15 protein-coding genes are annotated in these 16,970 nt (G+C 59.7%); 7 read left to right on the forward strand and 8 right to left on the reverse strand.

Annotated features, from left to right (window positions below):
• Positions 1-57: 57 nt before the first annotated feature.
• From LOC68_RS03250 to LOC68_RS03270, 5 genes are all read right to left on the reverse strand, one after another.
• Complete coding sequence (locus LOC68_RS03250) at positions 58-1,371, reverse strand: PQQ-binding-like beta-propeller repeat protein (RefSeq protein ID WP_230215735.1); 1,314 nt, start codon at positions 1,369-1,371, stop codon at positions 58-60.
• A gap of 253 nt (positions 1,372-1,624) precedes the next feature.
• Positions 1,625-2,113, reverse strand: coding sequence for a tRNA (adenosine(37)-N6)-threonylcarbamoyltransferase complex ATPase subunit type 1 TsaE (gene tsaE / locus LOC68_RS03255; protein WP_230215737.1), 489 nt, complete (start codon positions 2,111-2,113; stop codon positions 1,625-1,627).
• Positions 2,110-3,030: a thiamine-phosphate kinase gene (gene thiL, locus LOC68_RS03260; RefSeq protein WP_230215739.1), complete on the reverse strand. Its 921-nt coding sequence runs from the start codon at positions 3,028-3,030 to the stop codon at positions 2,110-2,112. Before thiL ends, tsaE begins: the two co-directional genes overlap by 4 nt.
• A gap of 33 nt (positions 3,031-3,063) precedes the next feature.
• Positions 3,064-4,044, reverse strand: a complete 981-nt coding sequence (locus LOC68_RS03265) for a CHAD domain-containing protein (protein ID WP_230215741.1) — start codon at positions 4,042-4,044, stop codon at positions 3,064-3,066.
• The gene (locus LOC68_RS03270; RefSeq protein ID WP_230215743.1) at positions 3,990-5,600 is read right to left on the reverse strand and encodes a Ppx/GppA phosphatase family protein; all 1,611 of its coding nucleotides are present in this window, start codon (positions 5,598-5,600) and stop codon (positions 3,990-3,992) included. The genes LOC68_RS03265 and LOC68_RS03270 overlap by 55 nt, the downstream gene beginning before the upstream one ends.
• A gap of 200 nt (positions 5,601-5,800) precedes the next feature.
• On the opposite strand from LOC68_RS03270, the gene LOC68_RS03275 reads away from it, so the two are divergent.
• The 4 genes from LOC68_RS03275 (at position 5,801) to LOC68_RS03290 (ending at position 12,524) form a co-directional block, all read left to right on the forward strand.
• Entirely contained in the window at positions 5,801-6,313 is a 513-nt protein-coding gene (locus LOC68_RS03275; protein WP_230215744.1) for a SixA phosphatase family protein, read from the forward strand.
• A gap of 148 nt (positions 6,314-6,461) precedes the next feature.
• The gene (locus tag LOC68_RS03280; protein ID WP_230215746.1) at positions 6,462-9,635 is read left to right on the forward strand and encodes a DUF1549 domain-containing protein; all 3,174 of its coding nucleotides are present in this window, start codon (positions 6,462-6,464) and stop codon (positions 9,633-9,635) included.
• A 4-nt stretch (positions 9,636-9,639) separates the two neighbouring features.
• Complete coding sequence (locus LOC68_RS03285; RefSeq protein WP_230215748.1) at positions 9,640-11,088, forward strand: DUF1501 domain-containing protein; 1,449 nt, start codon at positions 9,640-9,642, stop codon at positions 11,086-11,088.
• Positions 11,089-11,435: 347 nt separating this feature from the next.
• Complete coding sequence (locus LOC68_RS03290) at positions 11,436-12,524, forward strand: isocitrate/isopropylmalate dehydrogenase family protein (protein ID WP_230215750.1); 1,089 nt, start codon at positions 11,436-11,438, stop codon at positions 12,522-12,524.
• Between the two features lie 449 nt (positions 12,525-12,973).
• Here the strand turns inward: LOC68_RS03290 and LOC68_RS03295 are convergent, their stop codons facing one another.
• From LOC68_RS03295 to LOC68_RS28730, 3 genes are all read right to left on the reverse strand, one after another.
• Entirely contained in the window at positions 12,974-13,315 is a 342-nt protein-coding gene (locus LOC68_RS03295; RefSeq protein WP_230215752.1) for a hypothetical protein, read from the reverse strand.
• A gap of 534 nt (positions 13,316-13,849) precedes the next feature.
• On the reverse strand, positions 13,850-14,188 hold the full coding sequence (locus LOC68_RS03300; protein WP_230215754.1) for a hypothetical protein: 339 nt from the start codon (positions 14,186-14,188) through the stop codon (positions 13,850-13,852).
• A 168-nt stretch (positions 14,189-14,356) separates the two neighbouring features.
• Positions 14,357-14,539 (reverse strand): tyrosine-type recombinase/integrase, encoded by a 183-nt coding sequence (locus tag LOC68_RS28730; protein WP_390623336.1) that lies wholly within the window; start codon positions 14,537-14,539, stop codon positions 14,357-14,359.
• On the opposite strand from LOC68_RS28730, the gene LOC68_RS03305 reads away from it, so the two are divergent.
• The 3 genes from LOC68_RS03305 to LOC68_RS03315 all read left to right on the forward strand — a co-directional run bounded on the left by LOC68_RS03305 (position 14,498) and on the right by LOC68_RS03315 (position 16,966).
• Positions 14,498-14,836, forward strand: coding sequence for a hypothetical protein (locus LOC68_RS03305; RefSeq protein WP_230215756.1), 339 nt, complete (start codon positions 14,498-14,500; stop codon positions 14,834-14,836). The genes LOC68_RS28730 and LOC68_RS03305 overlap by 42 nt on opposite strands.
• Before the next feature lie 129 nt (positions 14,837-14,965).
• Positions 14,966-15,457 (forward strand): fasciclin domain-containing protein, encoded by a 492-nt coding sequence (locus LOC68_RS03310; RefSeq protein ID WP_230215758.1) that lies wholly within the window; start codon positions 14,966-14,968, stop codon positions 15,455-15,457.
• A gap of 138 nt (positions 15,458-15,595) precedes the next feature.
• On the forward strand, positions 15,596-16,966 hold the full coding sequence (locus LOC68_RS03315) for a TIGR01777 family oxidoreductase (protein ID WP_230215759.1): 1,371 nt from the start codon (positions 15,596-15,598) through the stop codon (positions 16,964-16,966).
• Positions 16,967-16,970: the final 4 nt, after the last annotated feature.

Consider the following 16,970-nt stretch of genomic DNA (forward strand, 5'->3'; position numbering starts at 1 on the left):
GCATTCCCTTGCTGGCGCTGCGGGCTAGTGGAAAGAGAGAGTAGCGAATCGAGTCGGTTATTTGTTCTCGATTCGGTAGAGGGCTTTCTCGGTTCGCAGCAGGATTGCGTTTTTGTCGATGCCGAAGCTGGCCAGCGCCCGTTCTTTCAGGTCGTTCTTGGCGACTTCCTGGTATTCGTCTCCCGCCTTTACGACGGTCGTCATGCCCGCTTCGTCCATCATGTAGATCAGATCGCCGGCGGCCAGCAGCGAGGTCGAGAAGTTGCCGCCGATCCGTTCCTTCCAACGGACATCGCCGGTCGCGCAGTCGAGACAGGAGAGAATCCCGTTGTCCGAGACCATGTAAAGCGCATCGCCAATCACGACCGGCGAAGGATTGTACGGAACGTTGCGATCGACGATGTACTCGACATGCGTTTCGGTCACGTCGCCATGGCCATCCGGACGAATGGCGACCAAGGTTGAGCGGTCGTAGCCGGTGCAGACGTAAACCAGGCCGTTGGCGAAGACCGGTCGCGGAACGATCGAGTAGCCAAGGTCATACTTAACGCGCCAGATCTCTTCGCCGCTGCTAGGATCAACCGACATGATGGCGCCGCTCCCTTGCGAAAGGAGCTGCGTCTGACCGTTCACTTCGATCAATAGCGGCGTGCTGAAGGTAAAGTACTTCGGCAGGTCTGGCACATTCCGCGGCGTTTGCCACGCAACCTTGCCGGTCGCCTTGTCGAGCGCGATCACTTCCTGCTTGTCTTGCCCGTCGATGCCGAAAATCAGCTTATCGCCGAACAGCACCGGCGAGCCGCCGTTGCCGTGCGTCGGCTTGTACGAGTTCTCCTGCGTCTGCCAGACGATCGAGCCATCCTTCTTCCGCAGGCAGGCGGTCCCCATGTGCCCAAAGTGGACATAGACGAATTCCCCTTCCAGAATCGACGTCGGGCTGGCGTGGCTGTTCTTGCTATGAATCTTCGGCGCGGTTTCGCCGGCTTCGAGGAAGACCTCGACGTCCCAGAGGATGTCGCCCGAGTCGGCGCTGAGACAAAGGGCGCGGAGCGATTGATCGGGCTTCTTCTCCTCACCGAGCGGAACGGCCGTCGTCAGGTAGATGCGGCCATCGGCCACCACCGGCGAAGACCAACCGACGCCGGGCAGCTCTTTCCGCCAGGTGACGTTTTTCTCGGCGTCCCACTGGGTCGGCAGCGCATGACCGTCGGCGATCCCTTGTCCGGTCGGCCCCCGGAATTGCGTCCATTCCGCCGACGTTTGCGCGGCGGCTTGGCTAAGGCTAAAGCCCCCGAGAACCAGCAGCGCTAACGTCAGACGCGCGAAGGAGGGGACGATCGATCCACACGAGAGGCGGCGTTTCGTTTTCATGGGATTTCCGCGAGGAAGGGAGGCGGTAGGAAGGGACTGGGTGGGGAGCATTCTAATCTAGTCGAGATTCTGGCGGGGTGATACTAGATTTTGTGCGCGATTGGGGGCGTTCCCGTTTCGTAGGGTGGGTGGAGCCGGGCGCCATGCTCTTATCGCGTCTTCGCGAGAAGAGCATGTCTTCAACGCGTCTTAATTGGGCCAAGACATGCTCATCCGGCGAAGACGCCGCAAGAGCATGGCGCCAGCTAATCGTTTACTGCCACCGGCTGGCTAGCGTCGCCAGCCATTCCGCCGGGGCTTTTCCCTTGGCGGCGATTACGACGCGGCGGTCGGTTTCGCCGGTTACGAAGATTTCGATCTCGACGTAGCTGCGCGGCATGCAGCCGATGACGCGGTCGGCCCATTCGACGAACGTGATCCCCTCGGAGTTGAAGTACTCTTCGGGACCGAGCTCGAGAAACTCGTCGTCATCTTTGATGCGGTAGGCGTCCATGTGGTAGAGCTGCCGCTTGGCGTCGTACTCTTGCACCAGAACGAAGGTCGGGCTGATCACCGCTTGGGGATCGATCTCGCAGGCAGAGGCGATCGCTTTCACCAGCCGCGTCTTGCCGGCGCCAAGCGTGCCGAGCAGCGCCACAGTCGTGCCGTCCGGAAGCAGTTCGGCCAACAGACCGCCGAGCCGATCGGTGTCGGCTTCCGAGGTGAGGGTCAGTTCCAGTTGTCGCGTATCGACGTCGTTCATTGATGCAAAAATCCTTGCGGCTCCAAGCGTTTTCCCCCTACATGATCGGCCCAAATCCCTTCGCCGGCAACAAGGGTTCCGATCACCGTGACCGAAGTCCCGAGCAGCCCTTCCGACGCCAACTTGGCAGCCGCCTCCGGAGACGCCGTAAAGAGCAACTCAAAGTCTTCGCCGTCGCTCAGGGCATGCTGAAGCGGCGTTTTGCCCGAGCTTTCGGCCAACTTCGCCGCGGCCGGCGAAACGGGAACCGCCGGCAGATCGACGACCGCCGAGACGGCGCTTTCTTTCAGCATCCGCGAGAGATCAAGCAACAGCCCGTCGCTGATGTCCATAGCCGCGTGAGCCAATCCCTCGACCGCCAACTTCCGCGCTTCGTTCACCCGCGGCGTGAAATCGAAATGATGTCCCACGATGCTGCCGCCAAGCTGACCGGTGACCAACAAGACGTCTCCTGGTTTCGCCGCGCTGCGGAGCAGGGGAGGCGCTGCGCCGCACGAACCAAACGCGGTGACGCTGATCGCCAGCGGACCGCTCCAGCTGTTGGTATCGCCGCCGGCGACGACGCAATCAAACTGTTCGCAGAGGGGAAGCATTCCTTCGTACAGTTTGGTGGCCAACTCAAGGGTTGTCCCTTGCGGCGGTCGCTTCGGCAGCAGCAGCGACACAACGGCGGCGATCGGCTCGGCGCCCATGGCGGCCAGGTCGCTCAAATTCACCGCCAGCGCCTTGCGGCCGACGCGACGCGGGTCGACTTCGGCGAGGAGAAAATCGATCTCGTCCGAAATCAAATCGGTCGTCACGACCAGGTCTTCTCGATCGTGCCAATGCAGGATCGCCGCGTCGTCTCCCAGGCCGATGCGCAGCCGCGGACTGGAGGCGAGCGAATTGCGCAGATGCTGAATCAGTTCCGGTTCCATGCGTTCTATTATCGCTACTCGCAGCGACCAGCGTTAGTCATTGGGAACGCGGAGATAGCGGTCGAAACGCTGTTTCAGGTCGGAGATCAGCCCCGGCGTCCACCATTGGCGGAACGTTTCGCTGCCGCGGTGATACGACTCTTCTTCGCCGGCGATGGCGGCCTGCAAGAATTCGGCGACGACGGCGTCGTCGGTCTTTTTCGCCCAGGCGCCGATCTTGTTGATGGCGGTCGCATGATCGTTGATCTCGCCGAGCCGTTCCTGGACGTTTTCGAAGTAAGGATAAAGGTCCTGACGAAAGCCGGGCTCAAAGGCGTCCGACATCAATTCCATCGCGTACCGCAACCGCTTCGCTTCGATCCGCAGTTGATGCAGCGTATCGGGCGCCGCCAGCGTTTGTTCGGCCTGGTAAAAGAACTGCAGGACGATCGAGTCGAGATAGAGCGGCGCGATCGTGCGAAGCGATTCTTCCTGGCCCGAGTCGCGCCAGCGCAAACGAGGAACGAACCGCGTGAACTTTTGTCCCAGATCTTTTTGGCTCGCCCACTCGGCGACTTCCAACAGCTGCGTTTGCGCCTCTTTGCGGAGCGACCGCAGAAACTTCAGCGTCCGCTGCGCCCCGTTCGATTCCCCTTTGTTCTTCTTCGCCGCAATCCGGGCGATGAAGACGTCCAGATCACGCGGTTCCCCGGCGGCACGGCGGATCTTTTTCAGACGCTTGCGCAGTTTTTCGCTGCGGCGCAGCGGCGCGAGCGGCTGAAACAGCTCGAGCGCCGCTTGCGAGCGTCGGACCGATACGCGCAGTTGATGAACGTACTCGACGTCTTCGTCGGGGCGTTTGGCGGCCAGCGGAAGATAATAGATCACCAGGCCGAGACGCTCTGCGAGTGCGACGCGCGCAACCTCAGAGATGAGCGTATCGGGTTTGATCCCCTCCAGCCATTTCGCTTTCTTGATCGTCAACTTGCCGGCGCTCCCGCACTTGCGCTCGTCGAAGTCGGCTTTCCTACGCAAACGACGACTTCCAAATTGAAGACCTTCTCAAAGAACTCGGCTCGGCTACGAGCGGCCCAGACGTCAACCTCGGCGTCTCCCTGGGCAGTAAGGATCAATTTGACTTGCGTCAGCGTCGTCTCCGCTTTGACCGCTTTCACATGCTGGCTATGGCTTCGATCGAGGGCGCCAGCCAGGCGCAAGATCGAAGCGAGTGCGCGAACGCGCTCCTGGTCTTCCGGCGACAGTCGCGTGAAGTTGCGATGCTTCCGTTTCGGGTTCGAGCCGCGATGGTACCGCGCGACGTTGGCGACAAGTTCCAGCTCATGCCGCGACAGCCCCGGCAGTTGGCTGTTGAGAATCAGGTTGTAGCTATGCTTGTGATGCTTTTCGTAGTTGATCAGGTAGCCGACGTCCTGCAGCACCGCCGACGCATAGATCAGCCGTGCGTCGGCCGGCGACAGCTTCAGCGGTTCGGCCAGTTGTTCGTACAGTTCGACCGCCAGGTTCGCCACATGCAGCGTATGCGGCATGTCGACGCCGCAGCTTTTGGCGAAGAACTCCATCTCCTGCTTCGAGTCTTCTTCCGAGACCCGCGCGTCGTCGGTCGGGTCGATCATCGAGATGATCAGCCCGTCACGGATGCCGCGATCATGGACGTGCAGCACGTTGACTTCCAAGCGGGCCATCATTCGATCGATGATGATCAAACCGGCGACGATGATGTCGGCGCGATCGGCGTTCAGTCCAGCGACGCTGCGGCGCTGCTTCATGTTCATTTTCTTCAGGGTATCGAGCATGTGACTGACGTCGGCATGCGTGATCCGATAACCCCATTCCGGCTGACCGACCTCTCCCTTGTGCGCCATCATCATCGCAGCGAGGGTCGTAAAGGTGCCGCCGGTGCCGTACATCGCCTGCGGGACGAACGGCTTCTTTTTGATCGTCTTTCTCAGCTCCCGATCGACTTCCTCGGTCATCCGCTTGTAATCGTCCGGCTGCTCGAACAGCGTCGTCTGCGGACCGTAGAGCTCAGTCATTCGCACCGCCCCCAACTGCGTCGCGAAGATCTGATCGACGTGCCCGGCCGAAGCCAGGATGATCTCGGTGCTGCCGCCGCCGATGTCGGCGATGGCGATGTTGCGGTCGGTAATGTCGAACGCCCGCGCGACGCTCAAGAAGGCGAGCTGCCCTTCTTGCTCGGCCGAGATGACGTCGATGTCCAGGCCGACGTCGGCCGACGCCCGCGCACAAAACTCGGTGCCATTTTCCGCTTCCCGCACGGCGCAAGTAGCGATCGTCTTCGTGAAGTTCACATCAAAGCCGGAGGCGATCTTCTTGAAGCGGCGGAGCGCGTCGAGCGATTCCTGAATCGACTCTTCGTCCAGGCGACCGGTCGAACTGACGCTGCGGGCCAACCGCGTCGATTGGCGTTCTTCGTCCAGCACGCGATAGTCAGGACCAGGCGTCACCTGGGCGACGACCAGACGCAAACTGTTCGAGCCAATATCGATCGCCGCGAGCTTATCGCCCGGCGATAGCCGCAGATCGGAGTGCGTGTCGACGATTTTCTTCATGCGGCGGCGCTTTATCCTTTCGCGGCGTCAGCGATCGACGATAATTCGAGAACTGGAAAGTACTTCCTCCGCTCAAGATAACAAATTCCGAAACTGTTCACGATGACCTAAATCGCGACCTTAGGGGACTCGACCCGGCGATTTGTAGCGCAGGGAACGATGCTCCTCATAATGTCCCCCACATTGGACGAATGCCCCCCATGCTGCAGCGAAGATTGATTGTGATGCGTCATGCGAAGAGCGCTTGGCCCCAAGGGATTTCCGACCATGAGCGCCCCCTGAACAAACGCGGACGCGCCGCCGCGCCGCTGGTCGCCGCCGAGTTGCAAAGCCGCGACTGGACGCCGGAGGTGGTCGTCTCGAGCGACGCGCAGCGGACCGTCGAAACATGGGAGCGGATGAAGGACCACTTTTCGCCGACGCCGCAAGTCATCTTCGATCAAAGTCTCTACCTCAGCGGCTATTCCGAGGTAGTCAGCGCCGCGATCCAACTTCCTGACTCTTGTGCGACCGCCCTCTTCTTGGGGCATAACCCCGGTTGGGAGATGCTCGCGAGCCAACTTGCCGGCGAGACGATCGACATGGCGACCGGCGTCGCGGTCCTGTTTCAGACCGCCGCCGAGAGCTGGAAAGGGGCCTTTTCTGGCCGGGAGTGGGAACTGGTAGGGATTATTCGTCCGCGTGAGCTCGAAAAGGAGTCCGAGAGGCACTAACTTGCGCGCAAACAAGTGATTTCCGAGGGACTTTCACCCATATTTCAATTGCAGTTTTGTACAAAAACAACTAGAATTAGCTCCCACCTTCCTCAATACCGCCCTCTTTTTTTACGGCGGCTAATCCCACCCTCTAACAAGCGAAGCTATGAACGCACCCAAGCATTACGCTGCGTTTTTCTGCTCTCTTGCCTTCCTGATTTCGACAGGCTTCGTCCGTGCGGAAGAAATCAGCAAGGAGCAAGCCGCTTTTTTCGAAAACGACATTCGCCCGCTCCTGATCAAGCGCTGTTTTGAATGCCACAGCGATGAGTCGGAGAAGGGGGGACTGCGCCTTGATTCCCGCGGCGCGATTCTCTCGGGCGGCGAAAGCGGGGCCGCGATTGAGCCCCACAAGCCGGAAGAAAGCCTCCTGATCGAAGCGATCAATTACGAAAGCTTCGAGATGCCCCCGGCCGGCAAAATGCCCGACAACGAGATTGCTTTGCTCACCAAGTGGGTGAAGATGGGCGCCCCGTGGCCCGGCGGCAATGACGCCCCGATTCGAACCACCGCCAAAGACAAGATCACCGAAGAAGATCGCCACTACTGGGCGTTTCAGCCGTTGGCCAGCGTCAACCCGCCGCAGATTGACGAAGAGCGCTGGAACCGCAACCCGATCGATCGCTTCATTCGCCAGCAGCAGTTGGCCAAGGGGATTACTCCCAACGCCAAGGCCGACAAGCTGACGCTCTTGCGTCGCGTTTGCTTTGACCTGACCGGCTTGCCGCCGACTCCCGAGCAAACCGAAAAGTTCATGGCGGACCAGTCCCCCAACGCCTACGAAACGCTGGTCGATTCGCTCCTCGATAGTCAACACTTCGGCGAACGGATGGCGACCCATTGGCTCGACCTGGTGCGCTATGCCGAATCGGACGGTTACCGCCAAGACGCCTATCGCCCTTATGCGTGGCGCTATCGCGACTACGTCATCAATAGCTTCAACCACGACAAGCCGTACGATCAATTTGTGCTCGAACAGCTGGCCGGCGATGAAGTCGCCCCGGACAATCCCGAAGCGATCGTCGCGACCGGGTTCCTGCGGCACTGGATCTACGAATACAACCAGCGCGACGTCCGCACCCAGTGGCAGATCATTCTGAACGACATCACCGACACGACCAGCGACGTCTTCCTCGGCGTCGGGATGGGTTGTGCGAAGTGCCATGACCACAAGTTCGACCCGCTGCTGCAGCGCGACTACTTCCAGCTGCAAGCCTTCTTCACGCCGATTTTGCCGCGGAACGACGTGCCTGCGGTCACGCCGGACGAACTCGCCAAGTACAACGCGGCCCTCACCAAGTGGGAAGAAGATACCCGCGAGATCCGGGCCAAGATCGACGAGATGGAAGCGAAGCCGATCGCCGGCGCGATCAAGAAGCAGACCGAGATGTTCCCGGACGACATCCAGGTCATGATGAACAAGCCGCCGGCCGAGCGTACGCCCTACGAGCATCAGATCGTCGAGATGGCGTACGAACAGGTCAACATGGAAATCAGCCGCCGCCGCGAGCAAGTTGGCGACGACGCGAAGAAAGAAGAGTACAAGAAGCTGAAGGAAGAACTGGCGAAGTTCCCCAAGCCGGCCGGTCTGCCGACCATCTATTCGGTCAGCGACGTCGGCCCGCAATCTCCGCCGACCTTCATTACCGGCAAAGAACGTTTGGGGGAAATCTCCCCCGACTTCCTGACGGTGCTCGACGCTTCTCCCGTTTCGATCGAGTCGTCTCTCAAGTCGACCGGTCGCCGCTCGGAACTAGCCCGCTGGATCACCAGCGACAACAACGCGCTTGCCAGCCGCGTGATCGCCAATCGCCTTTGGCAATGGTGCTTTAGCCGCGGTCTGGTCGAAACGCCGAACGACTTTGGCAATCTCGGCACGCCTCCCTCGCATCCGGAGCTGCTCGACTGGATGTCGCAGGAGTTCATCGACCAGGGGCGAAGCATGAAGTCGATGATCCGCATGCTGGTCACTTCGGAGACCTACCAACTGGCGTCGACGCGCATGCCGGAATCGGACAAGCTCGATCTCGAAAACAAAACCTATTGGCGCAACCAGGTTCGCCGCATGTCGGCCGAACAAGTCCGCGACGCGATGCTGGCCGCAGCCGGCAAGCTGGACCGAACCACCGGCGGTTCGAGCGTCAGCGGCACCACGCCGCGGCGGAGCGTCTACATGAAAGTGATTCGCAACACGCGTGAACCGCTGATGGACGCGTTCGATTTCCCCGAACGTTTCAGCAGCGCCGCGACTCGCAACACGACCACGACGCCGACCCAATCGCTGCTGCTGATCAACGGCGATTTCCCGCTACAGCAAGCGACGGCGATGACCGCCGCGATCCGCAAAGCCGGCAAGTCAAGCGAAGAGCGGATTCGCGCCGCCTACATGCTCGCCTACAGCCGACAGCCGACGACCGCCGAACTGGAAGGGGCGCAGGAGTTCATCCAGGAGCAACTCGCGATCACTCGCGAAAACTCCGCCAAAGAAAAGCCGCTGGCGATCGCCAAGTTTAAGAGCGTCGACAAGCAGGGAGTTCACCTGAAGCCGGACGCCGAAGTTTCGCAACTGTCAGCCAGTCTGCAAGACTTTACCGGCGCGTCGTTCACCGTCGAATCGATCGTTCAGCTTGATTCGCTCTACGAAGACGCTTCGGTCCGGACGATCGCGTCGCAGTGGAACGGCGGCAATAGCCAACCTGGCTGGAACTTCGGCGTGACCAGCAAGAAGTCGCGCTACACGCCGCGGAACTTGATCATGCAACTGGTCGGCGCCAACTCGCTCGACCAGACGGTCTACGAAGTCCTCCCCTCCGGCATTCACTTAGAGCTGGGGCGTCCCTACTATGCCTGCTTGCAGTACGCTCGCGACGACTCGGGCGCCGCGGAGGTTCGTTTCTTCGTCCAAGACCTCTCGGAAGAGAACGCGCCGCTGCAAACGGCGGTGGTGAAGACCGAAATCATCGCCGGGCTCCGCAATGAATACCCGCTGGTCATCGGCGGTCGCACCGGCACGAAAAGCTGCTCGTTCGACGGCTTGGTCGCCGAAGTTCGTGCTGTCCCTGCGGTCCTCAGCGAAGATCAACTGCTAATCCAAAACAGCGGCGACGTAGCCGAAGTGGTTGGCCACTGGAAGTTTGAAAAGCCGACCGGTTCGCTTCGTTCGCTCGAAGGGGGAGTCGATCTCGTCTCTGGAGACGCCGCGGTCAGTTCCGACAACGCCGCGTGGGTCGACTTCTGCCACATCCTGCTTAATTCCAACGAATTCCTTTACGTGCCGTAAGCCCATGTCATCGACTGTTTGCCAACAACACGGCGTCCCGCATCACGAACAGGTCATCGATCGTCGCCAAGCGCTGCTGCGCACCGGCGCCGGGTTCGGTTCGCTCGCCCTCTCGTGGATGATGGCGCAAAACGCGCGCGCCGATCACGGCAGTCTGGCCGAGAGCAACCAGATGGCGCACCTGGCGCCGCGGGCCAAGAACGTCATCTTCCTCTTCATGGAAGGGGGCCCGAGCCACATCGACCTGTTCGATCCGAAGCCGACCTTGAACAAGCTGCACGGGCAACCGCTCCCCAGCTCGTTCAAGAAGGTGATCCTGGCGATGGGGGAAGGGAAAGCGCCCCTCTACGGTTCGCCTCGCAAGTGGAAACAACATGGCGAGAGCGGCCTCTGGATTTCGGATTGGCTGCCGCATACCGCCCAGCATGCCGACGACCTGGCGGTAGTCCGCTCGTGCCATAGCGACGGGATCAACCATGCCGGCGGCGTTTGCCAGATGAACACCGGCGCGATCATCGGCGGTCGTCCTTCGCTCGGCAGTTGGGTCAGCTATGGCCTGGGGACCGAGAATGAAAACCTGCCGGCCTTCGTCGTGCTGCAAGACAACAATGGCACGCCGGTCAACGGTCCGCGTAACTGGGGAACCGCCTTCATGCCGGCCGTTTACCAGGGCACCCGCTTCCATGCCGGCGAAACGCCGATTCGCAATCTGGAAAACCCGGACGGCGTCACCGATCTTCGCCAAAAATCGAAGCTCGCTTACCTGAACCGGATGAACCAAGGGTTCGCCCACGAGCATCCCGGCCAGAGCGAACTCGACGCGCGGATCAAGAGCTACGAGCTCGCTTTCCGCATGCAGGTGCACGCTCCCGAAGCGATCGACCTGGCGCAAGAAACCGAAGAGACGAAGAACCTGTACGGCATGGACGACAAAGAGACCGAAGCGTTCGGCCGCAACTGTCTGCTCGCACGCCGCCTGGTCGAACGGGGCGTTCGCTTCGTGCAGCTCTATCACGGCACCGGCAGCAAGTGGGACGCCCATAACAACATTGAAAAGAACCACTCCGAAAACTGCCGTTCGTCCGACAAACCGGTCGCCGGGTTGCTGACCGACCTAAAGCGTCGCGGGCTGCTCGACGATACGCTGGTCGTTTGGGGGGGCGAATTCGGTCGCACGCCGATGAGCGAGCAAGGAAACGGTCGCGACCACAACCCGACCGGCTTCACCATGTGGTTCGCCGGCGGCGGCGTTCGCGGCGGTCAGACGATCGGCGCCACCGACGAAATCGGCCTGCACGCGACCGAAGATCGGATGCACGTCCATTCGCTCCATGCGTCGATCCTCTACCTGATGGGGCTCGACAACATGAAACTGACCTACTTCCACAAAGGTCGCCCCGAACGCCCGACGGTGAACGAAGGGGAAATGAATATGAAGCTGATCACCGGGTAGTTTCTAATTCCTGGCGCCACGTCATATCCTGGTGCCTGGTGCCATGCTCTTGCGGCGTCTTCGCCGCATGAGCATGTCTTCGCCCTCCTGGCGAAACGCATGGAAGACATGCTCTTCTCGCGAAGACGCGATAAGAGCATGGCGCCACGTGCAGGCTAATTGACCGGCGAATTCGCCCCTCTGCTAGAAACGCTCAAAAAATTTTTCCCCTGAGCGGCATCGATCATTCCGTCTCGTAAACGTAGCGGATCGCATCTTTCCACTACGTCCGTTTTGCGCAGCTGGCGCTTGCTCTTGCGCCTCGCTAGATCTCGACGACAACCCTCGCCAGCGCAAATAATCGGTAAATGGCCCGACGAAAACCGTTCGTCTGGCCCGACACGCAGCAGCATACGAAGACACTATCCGAGGGGCGTACGATGGCGCACAACGTTTGTTTGATTGACGGCGACGGCATTGGTCCCGAGATTACCGCCGCCGTAAAACGGATCATCGAAGCGGCCGGCGTTTCGATCGATTGGCGCCCCGTTCTGGCCGGCGTGACCGCCGTCGAAAAGGAAGGGGTCCCGCTGCCGAAAGAGACGATCGCCGCGATCAAAGAGACCGGCGTCGCCCTGAAGGGCCCGCTCGCCACCGCGATCGGTAAAGGATTCCGCAGCGTCAACGTCGGGCTCCGTCAGGAACTGCAGCTTTACGCCAACTTCCGCCCGGCTCGCACCATCCCCGGCGTAAAGACCCGCTTCGATAACGTCGACCTGATCGTCATTCGCGAAAACACCGAAGGGCTCTACAGCGGCCTGGAGCATACGGTCGTTCCCGGCGTCGTCGAAAGCCTCCGCGTCATCAGCGAAAAAGCGTCGCGCCGCATCGCCGTCTTCGCCTTTGAGACGGCCCGCAAGTACAACCGCAAGACGGTGACCTGCGTCCACAAGGCGAACATCCTGAAGCTAAGCGACGGGCTCTTTCTCGATACCGTCCGCGACGTCGCCACGTCGTATCCCGACATTGAACTGAACGACTGCATCATCGACGCCGCCGCGATGAAGCTGGTGATGGATCCGACGCAGTTTGAAGTTCTGGTGATGGAAAACCTGTTCGGTGACATCGTCTCGGACCTGGCCAGCGGCCTGGTCGGCGGCTTGGGAGTCACCCCGAGCGGCAACTACGGCGAAACCGCCGCCATCTTCGAAGCGGTCCACGGCACGGCGCCCGACATCGCCGGCAAAGACCTGGCCAACCCAACCGCGCTGCTGCTGAGCGCCACGATGATGCTCAAGCACCTGGGCGAAACCGAAGCGGCCGACCGAATCGAAGGCGCACTGCTATCCGTGCTGCAGAATCCGGAAACGCGAACCGGCGACCTGGGCGGGAAGTTGTCGACGTCGCAGTTCGCAGAAACGGTGGCGGAAGCTTGTGCGGTGGGGAGCTCGGGGTAAGGGTAGCGTCGAACTCTGAGCTCTTCCGGAGTTCCACAGTTGAACGGAATGACAAAACCTCGCGACGATTGACAACTACTGTTGGACATTCGCCAGCGTAGCGCGGGTGCCACGGCCACGGCTCTGCGCGGCCATGATTGTGCGCGTCCCAAGCGATGAATCTCCCGCCGCTTGTCCCCCGACTTTGCATCGCAACTGCGACGCCTTAGATGCGGAATTCATGGCCACACCAAGCCGTGGCGCGCGCAGATCGATTTCATGCTCAGGACACCGCCCTCCTTACGTATTTTGAAGTGGCGGGACTCACAACGATCAGCCAAGTACCTGGGAAGCCCAACGCTGGCCATCACCCGGCACGCGCGAGGGAAGCTACCATGTCAAAAACGGCTGATCGCGTGCTCGGCGTGCATGGCTTGGTTATCCGACCAGTTCGTGTTCCAGCCCTATGCCTATGGTACCATCAGAATCAACAGAGCCCACGAAGCCGCCAATAATGCAAGCTTGATGAATAGCCAAATCGGCGTTCGGTCGGCAATAAGTAACACATGCAGTAGGTAGCCGCCAACACCAAACCAAAAAGTTCCAATCATCAAGATATTGTAGAGAATCGAATGCGGTTGGCCAGGTGCGGGAGCAACCATCATCGCGTCTGATAGTCCAAGGTAGCGGTGAATCGCAAGCATCAACGCGAAAGGAAGAAAGAACGCGAGTGCAGTGAGGTGCCAACGCAGCGGCTGTAGCCAACGCTTCCCAAGCGGTTCATTTACAACGATTGGCGGATCATATGTCAATGGCATTTCCAAGTGCGTGCTGTAGTTCTATTCGGATAACGACCAAGTTCACCCGCCGCCGGTGGATTGTACCATTTGACAAGGCATTTTGGCGGTCGGGTGCAACGCCTTGTTATGCGGGATGAGTAACGAGTAAGTCCGCAAACACCTCGAATTGACTCTTACCGTCTATCGACTCAACGTCCCAAGGACGCTCAGTATCAACCAACACGACTTCACGTCCCGATTTGTCACGACTGCGGCTGACAATCGCTCCTGCGATGACACCTGGGCGTGGATAGATTGTCTGGGCCGTCAAGTCTTCCGAACTGAATATCGCGGTTTTGTCCACGAATCGCCAAAGTTGCCCGTTGGCGTCGGTTAGTTCACATTCAACGAATCCCGGCTGAGGGACATCGCTGACATATCGCGTAATCGATACGTTGAGGTAGACATGCAACGTAATAACTGCCTCCGAATAACGACTAAGTTCACCCGCCGCCGGTGGATTGTACCATTTGACAAAACGTTTTGGCGGTCGGGTGCAACGCCTTGTTATGTGCGAAACTCGGATTCGATCGCCGCGTCAACCAGTGAAGCGTCAACGAAACCGTTCCGTAGAAACCGCTCGAACATTGCAAAGTCGTTCTTTAGGGAACATAACGCAAGGGCGCGAGTCTCAACAGTTGGCGACTGCAATGCGTCTCGCATGACGGCTTCTACGACGGAAGGTTCGCAATCTTGAAGCAAATGAATTGCGATGTCCTTTTGGCCCCAGTCGGCGGTGCCCAAGTACAGCGCGATGACATCAGATACTTGCTGCTCATCAAGACTCCCCCGCAGGCTCTCGGCAGCCTCAAAGTCACAGTTGACGATAGCGGATACTGCATCCATAGCCAGGCACATAACTAGTGTTTATTCAGAACCTTTCCGAATAACGTGCGCACGTTAATCGGTAACCCGGACGTCGAAATCAGCCAGGCTGCGGACGCCACGTCCTCCCTGGCTCAAAACATGAGCATAAATCATTGTCGTCCTAACGTCACTGTGACCAAAGAGTTCCTATATCGTGCGGATGTCATAGCCCGCCTCGATCAGATGGGTTGCGAACGAGTGACGGAATGGACGAGCCGTCCCTCGTTTCGTGATATGCATTCGACGGGCCGCTGCGGATATTGCCTTCGATAGGGTGGATTCGTGCAGGTGATGACGCCGCCGAATACGACTGCGAGGATCAACGCTCAATCCAGCGGCGGGAAAAACGTACTTCCCGCGAAAATCGAAGGCCGCCTGTGGAGATTTACGCTCAATGGCATGGGGCAGTTCGACGCTGCCGAAGCCTGCGGCAAGATCGTCCTCATGGGAATGCCGGGATATCTCGATCTGGCGCCGGAGATCGGACTCCGCAGCTTTTGGAAACATCGTGCGGCGATCCTTTTCGGATCAGGGTTCGTGGTTTTTCGACGCCCATCAGTCCCGCGAAATCTCTCTAAAAAATTCCTCGCGGCAATTCTTCTTTTCGACTGGTCACCGACGCCCTGACCGCTACAACGCCAACAGAAGTCAACGACGCGTCATGACAAGTCCCTTATTCCCCGTGCTGGAACTTGGCGAAATCTTAGGTCGCCCGGTCCTAGTGTGATTCCTCAATCGCTACCAGGAGCTTAACTCATGCGTGCTTTGCAATGGATTCTTGCCCCGATGATGCTGATTGCCGCCGTCGCTGTCGTTCGTCCCGCGATGGCTGCCGAGAAGGCGGAAAAGGATATTGTTGATACGGCGGTCGCCGCCGGACAATTTGAGACGCTGGTCACCGCAGTCAAAGCGGCGGGGCTGGTAGACGCTTTGAAGAGCGATGGACCATTCACCGTCTTTGCCCCGACCGACGAGGCGTTCGCGAAACTGCCGAAGGGTACGGTCGAGAGCCTGCTGAAAGACAAAGAGAAGCTGGCCATGATCCTGAAGTATCATGTCGTCGCCGGTAAGGTCATGGCGGCCGATGCGGCGAAGGTCAAATCGGCCGATACGTTGGCCGAGCAGCCGATCAAGATCTCGGCGAAAGATGGCGCCGTCATGATCAACGACGCGAAAGTGGTGAAAGCCGACATCGTCACCTCCAACGGCGTGATCCATGTGATCGATACCGTATTGCTGCCCCAGTAAGGCGCGGAACGTTCGCCTCGGCCTGGTGCTGACTCGCAATGTTCTGGAGGGGACGGCGAGAGTCGCAGCGGTCGGGGCGAACCTTTTTTCCTTTCGAGAATATCGGGCGGGACTTTCCCGCCTTTATGCATATCACCGATGACGCATCAAGTTTTCCAGCGGCGTAGTGAAATCCCTGTTCCTGTCGAAGTCGCCTTTGCGTGGCATTTGCGTGAGGGGGCGCTTGCTCGTCTGACGCCTCCCTGGGAATCGGTCACGGTGGAAAAGTACGAGGCTGGTCTGGCCCCTGGTTCGCAGGCGGTGCTGAAGACCAACATCGGTCCTGTTCCCGTTCGGTGGCTGGCCGAACATCGCACGTTCATTGAGAACGAACTCTTTTCCGACGTGCAGCTTTCCGGGCCGTTCGCCCATTGGGAGCATGAGCATCGGTTCGGCTCGATCGACAAGCGGCATTGTTATCTCGAAGACCATGTCGAATACTCCGTTCCCGGGGGTGAACTCGGTAAAATGCTGGGTGGAGCCTATGTTGCGGACAAGCTGGAGCGGATGTTTCGCTATCGCCATGCGACGCTGCTCGCCGACTTGGCCGCCCATCAGCCGTACTTGGAAAGGGAGGCCATGAAAATCGCCATCAGCGGAGCGTCAGGCTTGGTCGGCAAGTCGCTCACCGCGTTTCTTACGACCGGCGGACATGAAGTCGTGCCGCTGACCCGCAGCAAAAGCAAATCCGGCGTCTACTGGAACTACGAACAAGGCGAGATCGACGCCGCTTCGCTGGCCGGCATTGACGCCGTCGTCCATCTGGCCGGCGAAGGGATCGCCGAGGCTCGCTGGACCGACAAGCAAAAAGCGAAGATCCGCAACTCGCGAGTCGACGGGACGACGTTTCTCGCCACCCAACTTGCGGCGCTGCCGCAGCCGCCGAAGACGTTGGTCTGCGCGTCGGCGATCGGCTATTACGGCGACTCCGGCGATCAGATCGTCGATGAGAAGAGCATCGCCGGCGAAGGTTTTCTGCCGGACGTTTGCCGGGCATGGGAGCTTTCGTGCGAACCGGCGGCGATGGCCGGCATTCGGGTCGCAAACGTGCGGCTCGGCATCGTGCTGAGCCCGCAGGGCGGGGCGCTCGCCAAGATGCTGACTCCGTTCAAGCTAGGGGTCGGCGGCGTGATCGGCAGCGGCAAGCAGTACTGGAGCTGGATCACCTTGGACGATGTGATCGGCGGCATCCACCACTGTTTGATGAACGACGAGCTGATCGGCCCGGTCAACCTGACGGCCCCCAACCCGGCGACCAACCGCGAGTTCACCAAAACGCTCGGTCATGTGCTGCATCGCCCGACGATTTTGCCGGTCCCCAGCTTCGCCGCCAAGTTGGCGATGGGGGAAATGGCGAACGACCTGTTGCTCGCCAGCAGCCGAGTCATGCCGACGCGACTGTTAGAAACGAACTACACGTTTCGCGATCCCGAACTGGAGCCGGCCCTGCGGCGCATTCTTGGACTCTAGTATC

Source organism: Blastopirellula sediminis (genome assembly GCF_020966755.1).
Classification (GTDB): domain Bacteria; phylum Planctomycetota; class Planctomycetia; order Pirellulales; family Pirellulaceae; genus Blastopirellula; species Blastopirellula sediminis.

Excerpts from the sequence above, each read along its gene's own strand:
- LOC68_RS03285 (WP_230215748.1), top strand. The coding sequence starts at position 9,640 with ATGTCATCGACTGTTTGCCAACAACACGGCGTCCCGCATCACGAACAG.
- LOC68_RS03300 (WP_230215754.1), bottom strand. The coding sequence starts at position 14,188 with ATGGATGCAGTATCCGCTATCGTCAACTGTGACTTTGAGGCTGCCGAG.
- thiL (WP_230215739.1), bottom strand. The coding sequence starts at position 3,030 with ATGGAACCGGAACTGATTCAGCATCTGCGCAATTCGCTCGCCTCCAGT.
- LOC68_RS03290 (WP_230215750.1), top strand. The coding sequence starts at position 11,436 with ATGGCCCGACGAAAACCGTTCGTCTGGCCCGACACGCAGCAGCATACG.
- LOC68_RS03310 (WP_230215758.1), top strand. The coding sequence starts at position 14,966 with ATGCGTGCTTTGCAATGGATTCTTGCCCCGATGATGCTGATTGCCGCC.
- LOC68_RS03275 (WP_230215744.1), top strand. The coding sequence starts at position 5,801 with ATGCTGCAGCGAAGATTGATTGTGATGCGTCATGCGAAGAGCGCTTGG.
- LOC68_RS03250 (WP_230215735.1), bottom strand. The coding sequence starts at position 1,371 with ATGAAAACGAAACGCCGCCTCTCGTGTGGATCGATCGTCCCCTCCTTC.
- LOC68_RS03280 (WP_230215746.1), top strand. The coding sequence starts at position 6,462 with ATGAACGCACCCAAGCATTACGCTGCGTTTTTCTGCTCTCTTGCCTTC.
- LOC68_RS03315 (WP_230215759.1), top strand. The coding sequence starts at position 15,596 with ATGACGCATCAAGTTTTCCAGCGGCGTAGTGAAATCCCTGTTCCTGTC.
- tsaE (WP_230215737.1), bottom strand. The coding sequence starts at position 2,113 with ATGAACGACGTCGATACGCGACAACTGGAACTGACCCTCACCTCGGAA.
- LOC68_RS03270 (WP_230215743.1), bottom strand. The coding sequence starts at position 5,600 with ATGAAGAAAATCGTCGACACGCACTCCGATCTGCGGCTATCGCCGGGC.